Here is a 12,322-nt window from a genome sequence, read left to right as displayed (position 1 = left end):
GCCAGCTCGAATTGAGAACCGGCCGATTTCGAGGAACCATTTCAATATACCGTTGTTTCGGGATAGACATCGATCTAACCCACACCATCCCCTTCGGGAGGCGCGTCCTCTCCCAATTTGCGCTGCAGCGCTTCGTATCGCCTGGCCCCCTTGGAAAAGATGGCCAACAGGAGCTGCATTTCGCGCCGGCTCCAATCGCGGGTTTTGAAAATGGGCGCCACTTCGCGCCAAAGCCGGTCGGGATGCTGGGGATCCAGGAACTCCATGCGATCCAAAAAGAGCCGTACCTTGTACAACAAGGCCTCTTTCTCCAAGGGATCGGCCAGATCGGGTACCACCGGGTGATCCGCGATGGGTTCCGCACGTGCGCGCGTCAGTTCCCAAAGCGCGATCAACACCGCCTGGGAGAGGTTCATGCTCACGTAATCGGCATGGGCGGGCAAGGCGACGCGCACGTCACAAAGCGCCAAATCGCGGTTGGTCAGACCCTCCGCCTCGTTGCCGAACAGCAGCCCCACCTTTTTGCCCTCGGCCAAGGCGGTGTCGACTCGCGCCCGTGCACGCGGCAGATCCAAATCGCGCCCATCCGCCCAAGGTGACCGCGGTGTAAAGCCGACGATCAGGTCCAGTCCGCGAATCAGTTCGGCAAAATCGCGACACTTCCCGCCCGATTCCAGCAACGGCAGGGCGTGGACGGCGAATTTGCGCGCATCCTCGCTCTGTGCATCCAAGGGGCCCGTGAAGCGTAGGTTGGCAAAACCCGTATTGGCCATGGCGCGACACACGGCACCCAAATTGACCGGTCCCTCGATCCGGTGCAAGAGGACGTACAACGCGTCGGTGTTCATAAGTCAGCCTCCCAGAGAAGCCTAGCGCCTCGCGAGATCAAAGGAAAGACCCGACTCGCCGGCCCTCCGACGGCAGGCGACAAGCACGACCCCGCCATTTTCAAGGTAAGCTCGGTCACGCTCGAGCGCGGCCCGTGTTAAGATAGCGCCCGTCCCCGGTTTCCACCAGAAGCGGTGCACCTTTGGCGGATGCTCGAGTTCCGGTCGCTTTCATGCGGCGGACGCGAGTGTTCCCGAGGAACGCTCGGGAATCTCGGGTCGTGGCTCACGGAACTTGATTTGAGCGCTTCCGGGCGGCGCGCTGCATCCGCATCACGGTACATCGCATCCACCCGAGACGCATACTTCAGGTTGCAGGCCACGGAACGTTCGAGCCACATTCGATTCATCCCGGGATCGACAATTCTCGGGGAGTGAGGTCTCCAAGCGCTGCCCTGCGCGGCGCGCGGACCGATACCGGATTCGCGGCTCCAACCTCACCGTGGCCGACAAATTCGAAAATTCTCTCTCGACGAGCGGACCTGGGTTTCGGCCCGCGGCCTGGTGGCGATTCCCCCTACCACCGAAATTCGTTCCGTCGAGCATGACGCGTTTTGGGTGTGAAAAAGTTGGCTGGACCCCCCAACCTACGAAGCCTCGTCGCGGGGCTGATGATTGTACCGATAACCTGTATTCTCTCGCTGGTGGTGGCGCTGGTCGTCCCCTTTTCGCGGCGCAACATGCCGAGCCGCATCCTGCGCCTCTGGGCGAACTCGGTATTTTGGATGTCCGGCATCAAGCTGGAAGTCACCGGCCTCGAACACGTGGACCCATCGCGGCCTTCGATCTACATGGCCAACCACGCCAGCATGATCGACATTCCGATCCTGGTAGCCGCGCTGCCGGTCCACATCCGCTTTCTCTTCAAGCACTCGTTGATGTACGTGCCCTTTTTAGGGCAGGCCATGCTGCTGATGGGTATGATTCCCGTCGATCGCGGCGACCGCACCAAAGCCGTGGGCAGCCTGCGCAAGACCGGCCAGAAGATCAAGAGCGGCATCCACGTGGTCATCTTTCCCGAAGGTACGCGCACCAAGACCGGGCACCTGCTGCCCTTCAAGAAAGGCGGTTTCCTGCTGGCGATCCAGGAGCAGATCGATATCGTGCCGGTGACCATCGAAAACTCGCAGGAAGTCTGCGGTAGAAACAATCTCTGGACCCACAAGGGAATCGTACGGGTTCGGGTTCACCCGCCCGTCGAGGCGAAATCGTTCACGGTCGGCGATCGCAAGGGCTTCCAATCGAAGGTGGAAGTGGCCATTCGGGACGGCCTGCCCAGTCACCGCCAGGTACCACCCGAAACCGCGGACAGCCATCCAGCCTGAGCGGCGGCTCAGTAGTAGAGATCGTTCTTGGCACAGGCCAGCGGCCGGCCTTCCTCTTCCCGTAGGCGAATCCACTCGCCGAGCACCATGTGCTTTTTCTCGTTGTTACAGGGTTTGCAGGCCGGCACCAGGTTGTTCTTGGTGGAACGCCCACCGCGAATCACCGGAGTCTTGTGGTCCATGGTGAGCTCGGAAGGCGCCACGGCCGCTTCGCAGTAATAGCAAAAGCCGCGGCCGACCTGGTTCGTCCACCAATCGCTCTTGCGTAGTTCGCGCGCTTTTTGCCGCTCGCGCTTCAACGTGGCCTCGTCTGCCATGGGCACGAAAAAATCCAACGGTACCTCCCGGATGCACCGCGATCGGCGATGCCCCGCCATCTATTGAACCACAATCGCGAGGGCGATCGAAGCCCCCGGTGACGAGCGCGCCGTCCAGGGCCCTGGGAATGGCCCTGCGGAGGCACATCGGAGCGCACCGGGACGAGACGCGAAGACCGGTGGCCTTCGCGTCCTTCACGGATATGCGGCCGTTCAGCTCACGACGCCCATTTCCTTGCCCACCTTGGTGAAGGCCGCGATGGCCCGATCCAAATCCTCGGTGGTGTGCCCGGCCGAGATCTGAACCCGAATCCGGGCCTGGCCTTTCGGCACGACCGGATAGCTGAAGCCGATGACGTAGATCCCTTCCTCGAGTAGCTTGTCGGCCATCCCGGAAGCGAGCCGGGCGTCACCCAGCATGATCGGCACGATCGGGTGAACCCCTTCGAGCACCGTCAAACCGGCCTGCTTCATACCTTCCCGGAAGTGGCTGGTATTCGCTTCGAGGCGATCGCGCAATTCGGTGGTCGCGGAGAGCATCTCGAAGGCCTTGATGCCCGCCTGAACCAGGGGCGGGGCCAAAGTGTTGGAAAACAGGTAGGGGCGCGAACGCTGGCGCAGCAGGTCGACGATCGACCCGTGAGCCGCGGTGAAACCGCCGGATGCGCCGCCGAGCGCCTTGCCCAGGGTCGAGGTGATGATGTCGACGCGGCCCATGACGCCGTTGTGCTCGTGCGAGCCGCGGCCGGTCTTGCCCACGAAGCCGGTCGCGTGGGAATCGTCCACGTGTACCAGCGCATCGTATTTTTCCGCCAGATCGCAGATCTGATCGAGCTTGGCGATGTAACCGTCCATCGAGAAGACGCCGTCGGTGGTGATCATGCGCATTCGCTGGCCGGACGCTTCCTTCAGGCAACGTTCGAGGTCGGCCATGTCGCTGTTGGCGTAGCGGAATCGACGGGCCTTGCAGAGGCGAACGCCGTCGATGATGCTGGCGTGGTTCAACTGGTCGGAGATGATGGCGTCCTCGGGACCGAGCAGGGTTTCGAACAGGCCCGCATTGGCGTCGAAACAGGAAGAATAGAGGATCGTGTCCTCCATGCCGAGGAAATCCGAAATCCGGGCTTCCAACTGCTTGTGGATGTCCTGCGTCCCGCAGATGAATCGCACCGAGGACAGGCCGAAGCCGTGGCTATCGAGTCCCACCTTGGCGGCTTCGATCAGATCGGCATTGTCGGCCAGGCCGAGATAGTTGTTGGCGCAAAAGTTCAGCACGGGTTCCGCACCGGTGCGAATGGCGCGACTTTGCGGGGTGGTGATGATTCGCTCGCTTTTGTACAGGCCGGCGTTGCGAATCTCCTCCAGTGTTTGATCGAAGACTTCCTGAGACTTTCCGTACATATCCTCTTCCTTCCGGAACACGTGCTCGAACGCGTTCACGCTATTCAAATTGAGCCAACGACCGCGATTCCGATCTTCGGGTATCAGGTATCGGGCGAAGATCCCCCGTCGCGCCGTTCACATTGGGATTCCATGTTCATCCTCACACGGAAATCCTTTGACTTGCGATACCTGGACGTCGAACCCGGAAGAGGTTCGACCAGAGACACCCGAAACCGGACGCGGGAATCGACATGCCCGCCGTCAGCGAGGCCGGAGCCGCAGTGCAGCCGGGCGAAGACGAAAGCTAAACCGGAGAAATTAGACCACGGAAGGGAAGTCCCGGTCAAAGGTTGCCTGAAGGTCGAATGGCCGGGCGCGACGCCCGCAGGCGAGGCCCGATCGAGTCGCGCCGAAGCGGTGGGGCCACCGGCAGCGAGCCGGGTATAATGAGCTCGGTTTCCACCGAAATTCACGCGTCACGAGGTACCCCGGATGTCCATCTACGACCACATCGAGCTTCACCAGGGTGATATCACCCGTCTCGAGGTAGACGCCATCGTCAATGCCGCCAACAGTTCCCTGCTGGGCGGCGGCGGCGTGGACGGTGCCATTCACCGCGGCGCGGGGCCGCAACTGCTGGCCGAATGCCGCACGCTGGGCGGCTGCCCCACCGGCGAGGCCAAAGCCACCGGAGGCTACGATCTCCCGGCCCGTTGGGTCGTTCACACCGTGGGCCCGATCTGGAAGGGCGGCCACAAGAACGAAGCCGCCTTGCTGGCTTCCTGTTACCGCAACTCGCTGACCCGGGCGGCCGAACTGGGCGCAACCACCATCGCCTTTCCGGCCATCAGTACCGGCGTGTACCGATACCCCAAGGAAGACGCGGCCAATATCGCGCTAACCGAGATCGTCGCCTTTCTGGAGCGACCGAGCTCGATCGCCAAGGTCTACCTGGTGTGTTTCGATGCCGAGAGCCTCGAGGTGTATCGGAAGGAACTGGCATCGCGAACCGACACCACCTGACCGGGACCAGCGCCGTTCGACCTGCACGAGTACGGGCCGCCGCCGGCGGTAAACCAGAGCGAATTCACCACTTCGGCGGCTTGTATCTTGTCCCTGATTGGCGTAATGTGGTGCCATCACGCGCGTCCAACCCATGTGCTCCGCACCCGTTTCGACGGCGTCTCCCCTCGAAACGGCCGAGATCGCGGCGCACGCCGGACCATCGAGCACAGCATTCCCGATCGAATTCGAACACCCTACATTGCGCTGAGAGGCAGGCTTGAGAATCATCATTGTCGGCGCGGGCGCCGTGGGCTCCCATCTGGCCGATCAACTCTCCAAAGAACACCACGACGTCACCGTCATCGAAGAAAACAAGGAACGCATGCAGCGGCTCCAGGATGCGTTGGACATCCTGGTGATCCAGGGAAACGGCGCCTCGCCCAAGACGCTTCAATCGGCGGGCATCGAAAACTGCGACCTGATGATGGCCCTGACCAATCAGGACGAAATCAACATCGTCGCCTCCCTGACCGCCTGCAAGTCCAAGGTTCCCTTCAAGATCGCCCGCGTCAGCAACATGGATTACTACCTGCTGGACAACTGGCTCAGCGAGGACGACTTGGGCGTGGACCTGTTGGTCAACCCCGAATTCGAATGCGCGCTCCAAATCCGCAACCTGCTGGCCGTGCCGGGCGCCTCGGACGTGGCCGAGTTCGGTGGCGGCGAGGGCATCATGGTCGGCCTGAAGGTGGAACCGGGTGCGCCCTGCGTCGGTGAGACGCTTTCGGAGATCATGCTGAAGCAGGACCGTGACTACTTTTTGATCGGTTCCATTTCGCGTCGCGGCCGCACCCTGATTCCCACCGGTCAAACCCGATTGGAAACCGGCGATCAGGTGTTCATCTTCTGCCTGCGCAGTTCGCTGGACGACGTGTACGAGTTCTGCGGCCAAAAGCGCAAGCAGGTCAAGCGGGTCATGATCCTGGGCGGTTCGAAGGTCGCGGTCTACCTCTGCAAGATGCTGGAAAAGCAGCGAATCCGTGCCACGCTCATCGAAAACGACGAAGAAACCGCCGAACACCTGGCCGAAGAGCTGGATCAGACCCTGATCATTCAGGGCGAGCCCACCAATGTGGAGATGTGGGACCTGGAAGGTATCGGCGAGGCCGACGCCTTTTTGGCTCTGACGCGCGATGACGAAGAAAACCTGCTCTCGGGCCTGATCGCCCGCAGCAAACACGTGCCGATCGTCATCGCCCTGCTGGAGAAGCTGGAATACGTGCCGCTGGTCAACCAGGTCGGCGTGAACACGGCGGTGTCCTCGCGTCTGGCGATCGTGGACACCATCCTCAAATACGTGCGTCGAGGCAACATCCTTTCGGTCACCACCCTGAAGGGCAACGAGGCCGAAGTCATCGAATTCACGGCCACACCGCGATGCAAGTTGCTGAACACGCCGCTGAAGGACCTGCCCGCCCTGCCCGAGGTACTGTTCGCCATGATCGTGCGGGGACGCGAAATCTTCATCCCCACGGGCCACACCCAGATCCTGGAACACGATCGCGTGGTGGTCATCGCGGGCCACACCAGCAAGCGCCGGTTGGAAGAGTTGTTTCAATGAAGATTCGCCTGGTCCTCAGCCTCGTCGGCATCATCTCCATTTTCATGGGCCTGAGCATGCTTCTGAGCATGTTCGTATCGCTCGCCTACGAAGAGGAGCGAGTGGCCATGTGGATCGGGGTCAGCTCCATGATCGCCATCGTCGCCGGTGCGGCCTGCTTCAAGCAGTACAAGCCCCGCGAAGGCGAGCTGGGCCTGAAGGAAGGCTTCGGCATCGTGGGCTTCAGTTGGCTGGTGGCGTCGCTGGTGGGCTCGCTGCCCTTCATGCTGTCCGGCTCGATTCCCAACTTCGCCATGGCCTTCTTCGAATCGGCCTCCGGACTGACGACCACCGGCTCGACCATCCTGAACGAAATCGAATCCCTGCCCAAGGGCATTCTCTTCTGGCGCAGCTTTCTCCACTGGTTGGGCGGCATGGGCATCATCGTGCTCTCCGTCGCCATCCTGCCCTACCTGGGATTGGGCGGCATGCAGCTCTACAAGGCCGAATCACCGGGACCCACCAAGGACAAGCTGGAACCGCGCATCCAACAGACCGCCAAACTGCTGTGGGGCGTCTACCTGCTGGTTTCCCTGCTCTGCTTCCTGCTGCTGTGGCTCGCCGGCATGAACCTGTACGACGCCGCCTGCCATACCTTCGGCACCGTGGCCACCGGCGGTTTCTCCACCTACAACGCCTCGATCGCCCATTTCCACTCGCCGTTGATCCAGTACATCATCATCTTTTTCATGCTGATCTGCGGGATCAGTTTCGCGCTTCACTACCGGGCCCTGAGCGGTGAACCCAAATCCTACCTGCAGACTTCGGAGCTGCGGTTCTACCTGTTCATCATCTTCGCGGCGACCTTCATCATCTACTTCTCGAGATTGGACACCCAAATCCCGGTGGAACAGAATTTCCGCGAGAGCCTGTTCCAGGTGGTCAGCATCATCACGACCACCGGCTACGGCACGGCCGATTTCGAACAGTGGAAGCCGATCACGCACGTCGTCCTGCTGGCCCTGATGCTGGTCGGCGGCTGTGCCGGCAGTACCGGCGGCGGCATGAAGGTCGTGCGGATCCTGCTGCTCACCAAATACCTGAAAATCGCGCTCAACCAACAGCTTCACCCCTCGGGCGTGTTCGTCATCAAGATCGACGGCAAACGCGTCAAGCGCGAGGTGATCCAGAACATTCTCAGCCTGGGCATGGTCTACATCTTCATCATCCTGCTGGCCTCGTTCTTCCTCTCGCTGTACGGCGTGGACGTCCTGACCAGCTTCACGGCCAGCCTGTCGTGCGTCAGCAACATCGGACCGGGCCTGGGCGACGTGGGGCCGACCGAGAACTTTTCGAGCATTCCCACGCCCGGCATCTGGATTCTCAGCCTGTGCATGATCATGGGCCGGCTCGAAATCTTTTCGCTGCTCATCCTGTTTCTGCCGCAAACCTGGCAGCGCTGAACACGCGTGGTCGAGCATGCCCATCGAGCCTCGGGGCCAGGGCAAATATGCCGCACCTCCGAAAACACGAAGCACCATGTAAATCCAATCAATAATCGACACTCCCTCCACGGGTTGGCGCCGTTCTGGCGAGCCTCAACACTTTTGTGTTACGCTGATTCGGTTTGCGCGAGGGTGCCCCACAAGGCGCGTGCAGCAGGTCGTCCGTTCGCGTTTCGCGGCATGGCCTGGGTCGCACCTCGTGTCGGGAGGAGTTCGACCGAAACCAAGGCGTTAGATCGGACCCGGCACGCGCCTCGCAGATCTAAGATTCGGATGGGAACGATTCAGGCGGAACGAATCCCTTCGGATCGCTGGCTTTAGGCGCGTACCCAAACCCAGCCGACCCGATGGCGGTTTCGCGGTGCCGGGCACGCCCTATTTCGGCAATCCACATCGAATGTGACCGGGCCCATCGCCGGTTCCGCCGCGATGAGGCATGGTCGGGAGATCATTTAAATACATACCTGACGGGGACGATACACTTCATGGTTTTGCGCAGAAGGATCGGTTACAGCAGACGCGGATACGGAAACGAAAGCCGCCGCGGCCTGCGCTTTTTGATTTTGGCCCTGGTGATCGCGGGCATCGGCTATTTCAGTTATCGCAAGTTCATTCAAATCAACCTGGTCAAGGCGAACGAAGCCCTGGCCGTCGACAACCTCGACGAAGCCCGCACCTACTTCCAACGCGTCAGTGGTCTCCCCTTCAGCAAAGGTCTCGGCCAAGACGGCCTGGGCGTGATCGACCTGCTCCACGAGGATCTCGAGAGCGCGCGATCGCATTTCAAGATCGTGCTGGAAAAGAAGCCCTCGGGCACCGGCGGAGATCCGGCCCTGATCCTCGAGAAGTTCTACACGCGCGGCGCCTACGAGCGCGGCCGCATCTACCGCGACTTCCTGCTGAGCTGGAAGGAAGCGGACCAACTGAGTGACTACTACCTGCTGTTCAGCGCACTTTCGCTGGGAAACCGCAACATTCGCGAAGCCCGTTCCTACCTGGACAAAACCCCGCAAAAACTGAAAGAGACGCCGCGGTTCGCCAAGCTCTCGGAGCTGATCCACCATTATGAAAAAGAAGACGAGATCCCGGTCTGGGTCGATCGCAACGGCAACCCGATCCTGAATTACCAGGTTACCGAGGAAAGTTACGCCTTCGATTCACCGAAGCTGTTCGCCGGTTGGGGCGACCCCAACGGCGAGGCGTCGCCGATCGCCGATCTCTCCACCGACGAGCGGCTGAGCCTGATCAAGAGCACCCTCGACCTGAATCTGCAGAAGGCCGCCTTCCAAGCGATGAAGGGCTACAACGGCACCATGGTCATGCTCCAACCGGACACGGGCGAAGTGCTCGCCGCCTATGGCAGCGAAGGCCTCGACCCGTTGACGACCACCTTCGAGCCAGGTTCCGTCATCAAGGTTCTGACCTACGGCATCTTCCTCGAGGAGGACGGCGACGTGACGCCGTTCGCACCGAAAAACTATCCCGGCAACATGAAAATCGGCGGGCGCCTGTTCTACGATTGGACCACCCAGGGCGACCTGAACTCGGTGGAAGAAGGCATGGCGGTGTCGTGCAACCTGATGTTCGCGCAAATGGGCATCGAGTTGGGCTGGCCCGAGTTGAGCAAGGGGTTCTCCCTGCTGTTCGACGACCGCGAAGTGCCCAACATGCTGAAGAGAGCGACACCGGGCCGCGTCAGTCACGACCCGGAGAACGCCTACGAATTGGGCCGCATCGCCATTGGCCTGGACTCGTTGGAGACCACCGTCCTGGGATTGGTCAAGATCCCGGCGGCCGTCGCCAACGGCGGCAAGATTCCGACCCCGCAAATGCTGGATTCGTTCGCCAACCTGGAAGGTCAGATCTACCGCGAAATCGAGTCGAGCGATGTTACATCGGCCTTCTCCGCCGCAACCGCCGAAAAACTCCAGGCCTCCATGGAGGCCGCCCTGCAGGAGCCGCGCGGCACGGCCCGCCGGGCCCGCGTCGACTTCGTCAAGGCCGCGATGAAAACCGGAACCGCCGGCGACCGCCCCTTCAACAGCATCATGGTCGGCATGTTCCCCCTGAACAACCCCAAGGTGGTGTTCGCCTTCTACCTTCACAAAGGTGGAAAATGCGAAATCAACGGCGCCCGCGTCGCCAAGAGCCTGCAGGAGCAAATCCGCGCCCTGGCTCCCGCCTACCTGGAGAACTGAATCGAACCACGGATCGCCGCTCCTCCAGGGAACGGCGACCGGGTCGTTCGGGCCGCACGGCGATATCGGCCGGGCGCGCCATCCGACGCTAACCCGAATCGCCATTCGGGTCGAAACGATCATCTAGGATCACCCGCGTCGCTTCCCGACGGTGGGGATCCGCCCCGCAAGGACCGCAGCCAGCGGCAATCCCGGCGAACGAGCGCCGGTGTCCCAGTTCAAGGAGCCTTTCATGTCCGACAAACCCAGCGCCTACGTGTTGCGATTTGGCGAGCTGGCCCTCAAGGGTCGCAATCAGGACCGATTCGTGGACGATTTGATCAAAATCGTCAAACCCCGCGTCAAGCACCTCGGCGGCAAGCTGGAGAAGCGACATAAAAAGGTTCTGCTGCGGACCGAAGCCGAGCCGGAGGACGTGCGCAAGGCACTGAGCACGGTGTTCGGCCTTTCGGGCATCAGTCCGATCTGGATCGTCGGCCACGACATCGAGGTCATCAAGGAAAAGGCCTGGGAGTTGATGGCGCCCCACTGCAACAGCGACAAGACCTTCGCCGTACGCGGCCGGCGCGCCAACAAGCGCTATCCGATGAACTCGATGGATCTGCAACTGGAACTGGCCGGGTTCCTTCTCGATCAGGGCCTCGACCTGAAGGTCGATTTGAAACACCCGGACCTGCCGTTGACCGTCTCGATCGAGCTCAAGGAAACGTGGCTCTACCTGGATACCTGGCCAGGGCTGGGCGGTCTGCCGGTCAACGGCAAGACCAAACACGGCCTGCTGCTCAGCGGCGGCATCGACTCGCCGGTGGCCGGCCATCTCATTCAAAAGCGAGGCGGCAGCATCGACGCGATCTACTTCCACACGCCCCCCTTCACGGTGGAGGCGGCCCGCGAAAAGGTCGTCGACCTGGCCAATGTCCTGGCCCGCTACCAAAACGGCCTGACGCTCTACGTCGTGAACTTCACGGCACTCATGAAAACCTTGCGGGCCGAATGCCTGGACAAGTACATGGTGGTCCTGACCCGCCGGTTCATGATGCGGGTGGCGGTCGCCCTATTGGAAAAGGTCAACGGACAATCGATCGTGACCGGCGAGAGTCTCGGCCAGGTCGCTTCCCAGACGATCGAAAACATCACCGCCATCAACGAAGGCGTGCCCCTGCCCATCCTGCGCCCGCTCATCGGCATGGACAAGACCGAAATCATTCGCATCAGCGAACACATGAGTGCCTACCCCATTTCCATTCAACCCTTTGAAGATTGTTGCTCGCTGTTCTCTCCCAAAGAGCCGGTCACCCGCGCCTCACTCAAGGTCGTCCACCGCGAGGAACGGAAGCTGGATATCGAGGCCCTGGTGGCCGAGGCGGTCGAGCACACCGAAGCCCTCGCCATCGAGGCCCGCTTTCCCATCGCGGAATCCACCTGACCCAGGCCGCCCGGCGGCTAAGAAATGTCGCGATAGTTGACTTTTCGCGAAATCAAACCGTATGCTCTTTCAGTCCCGCAACGGTCAATCGTCAGCCCCCCATCGCGGTCGGCGTTCCCGACATCGAAGGGCCCGGAATACGGCGGTTCCACCGCGGCGTTTCCGAAAAAGCGCATGAACGATGAGGTAGTCGTGTCCGAACCAAAGGCATCCCCAACACAATCCGTCGCGCGGAGCAGCGGTCGTTTCAAGCCGGAATCCCTGCGAATTCTGCTCGCCGCCTTTTTTCTGGTGTTCGCGTTCGTTTGGGCCCAGGGCCTGGTTCCCTTGATGGACGAGCCGCCACGTGTCAAATATCGCGAGCTGTTTTTCACCGCGACCGGCCTGGTGTTCGCGCTCCAATGCCTCGTCAATCGCTATCGCGGCTTCTGGTTCATGCTGGTGATCTACTGTCCGTTGTCCTTCATGTACCTGGGAGACCGCATCAAGTTTCTCGAGATGATGTTGGAGCCCACCCTCAACGAACAAGTCCTTCAATATTGTTTGGCCGGTGTCCTCTTAACGCTGCTGACCCCTCGGGCTTGGCGGCTCTTCCCCAGAAAATTTGCAGATTATCGCCCCGAACCGCCGTTGCTTTTCCGGCGCGGTTTCCCATTTTAAGCAGGTCCCCGACCCG

General features: G+C 61.1%; 10 protein-coding genes. 7 read left to right on the top strand and 3 right to left on the bottom strand.

Annotated features, from left to right (window positions below; translation table 11 throughout):
- Positions 1 to 74 precede the first annotated feature (74 nt).
- Complete coding sequence (locus J3U87_RS21140; RefSeq protein ID WP_237377765.1) at positions 75 to 848, bottom strand: RNA methyltransferase; 774 nt, start codon at positions 846 to 848, stop codon at positions 75 to 77.
- Between the two features lie 650 nt (positions 849 to 1,498).
- Between J3U87_RS21140 and J3U87_RS21135 the strand changes: the two genes are divergently transcribed.
- A complete protein-coding gene (locus tag J3U87_RS21135) occupies positions 1,499 to 2,212 on the top strand; it encodes a lysophospholipid acyltransferase family protein (protein ID WP_237377764.1) in 714 nt (237 codons plus the stop codon).
- 8 nt (positions 2,213 to 2,220) lie between these two features.
- Here the strand turns inward: J3U87_RS21135 and J3U87_RS21130 are convergent, their stop codons facing one another.
- Both J3U87_RS21130 and kbl read right to left on the bottom strand, forming a co-directional pair.
- The gene (locus J3U87_RS21130) at positions 2,221 to 2,547 is read right to left on the bottom strand and encodes an HNH endonuclease (RefSeq protein WP_237377763.1); all 327 of its coding nucleotides are present in this window, start codon (positions 2,545 to 2,547) and stop codon (positions 2,221 to 2,223) included.
- Between the two features lie 195 nt (positions 2,548 to 2,742).
- The gene (gene kbl / locus J3U87_RS21125) at positions 2,743 to 3,930 is read right to left on the bottom strand and encodes a glycine C-acetyltransferase (RefSeq protein WP_237377762.1); all 1,188 of its coding nucleotides are present in this window, start codon (positions 3,928 to 3,930) and stop codon (positions 2,743 to 2,745) included.
- Between the two features lie 474 nt (positions 3,931 to 4,404).
- On the opposite strand from kbl, the gene J3U87_RS21120 reads away from it, so the two are divergent.
- From J3U87_RS21120 to J3U87_RS21095, 6 genes are all read left to right on the top strand, one after another.
- The gene (locus J3U87_RS21120) at positions 4,405 to 4,935 is read left to right on the top strand and encodes an O-acetyl-ADP-ribose deacetylase (RefSeq protein ID WP_237377761.1); all 531 of its coding nucleotides are present in this window, start codon (positions 4,405 to 4,407) and stop codon (positions 4,933 to 4,935) included.
- 259 nt (positions 4,936 to 5,194) lie between these two features.
- Complete coding sequence (gene trkA, locus J3U87_RS21115) at positions 5,195 to 6,538, top strand: Trk system potassium transporter TrkA (RefSeq protein WP_237377760.1); 1,344 nt, start codon at positions 5,195 to 5,197, stop codon at positions 6,536 to 6,538.
- Positions 6,535 to 7,980, top strand: coding sequence for a TrkH family potassium uptake protein (locus J3U87_RS21110; RefSeq protein ID WP_237377759.1), 1,446 nt, complete (start codon positions 6,535 to 6,537; stop codon positions 7,978 to 7,980). The genes trkA and J3U87_RS21110 overlap by 4 nt, the downstream gene beginning before the upstream one ends.
- Before the next feature lie 527 nt (positions 7,981 to 8,507).
- Positions 8,508 to 10,220, top strand: coding sequence for a penicillin-binding transpeptidase domain-containing protein (locus tag J3U87_RS21105; protein WP_237377758.1), 1,713 nt, complete (start codon positions 8,508 to 8,510; stop codon positions 10,218 to 10,220).
- 232 nt (positions 10,221 to 10,452) lie between these two features.
- Entirely contained in the window at positions 10,453 to 11,646 is a 1,194-nt protein-coding gene (gene thiI / locus J3U87_RS21100) for a tRNA uracil 4-sulfurtransferase ThiI (RefSeq protein ID WP_237377757.1), read from the top strand.
- Positions 11,647 to 11,838: 192 nt separating this feature from the next.
- A complete protein-coding gene (locus tag J3U87_RS21095; protein WP_237377756.1) occupies positions 11,839 to 12,306 on the top strand; it encodes a hypothetical protein in 468 nt (155 codons plus the stop codon).
- Positions 12,307 to 12,322 lie beyond the last annotated feature (16 nt).

Source organism: Sulfidibacter corallicola (genome assembly GCF_017498545.1).
Lineage (GTDB): Bacteria > Acidobacteriota > Holophagae > Acanthopleuribacterales > Acanthopleuribacteraceae > Sulfidibacter > Sulfidibacter corallicola.
This window is presented reverse-complemented; position numbering and strand designations above follow the sequence as displayed.

Excerpts from the sequence above, each read along its gene's own strand:
- kbl (WP_237377762.1), bottom strand. The coding sequence starts at position 3,930 with ATGTACGGAAAGTCTCAGGAAGTCTTCGATCAAACACTGGAGGAGATT.
- J3U87_RS21120 (WP_237377761.1), top strand. The coding sequence starts at position 4,405 with ATGTCCATCTACGACCACATCGAGCTTCACCAGGGTGATATCACCCGT.
- J3U87_RS21140 (WP_237377765.1), bottom strand. The coding sequence starts at position 848 with ATGAACACCGACGCGTTGTACGTCCTCTTGCACCGGATCGAGGGACCG.
- J3U87_RS21110 (WP_237377759.1), top strand. The coding sequence starts at position 6,535 with ATGAAGATTCGCCTGGTCCTCAGCCTCGTCGGCATCATCTCCATTTTC.
- J3U87_RS21135 (WP_237377764.1), top strand. The coding sequence starts at position 1,499 with ATGATTGTACCGATAACCTGTATTCTCTCGCTGGTGGTGGCGCTGGTC.
- J3U87_RS21105 (WP_237377758.1), top strand. The coding sequence starts at position 8,508 with ATGGTTTTGCGCAGAAGGATCGGTTACAGCAGACGCGGATACGGAAAC.
- thiI (WP_237377757.1), top strand. The coding sequence starts at position 10,453 with ATGTCCGACAAACCCAGCGCCTACGTGTTGCGATTTGGCGAGCTGGCC.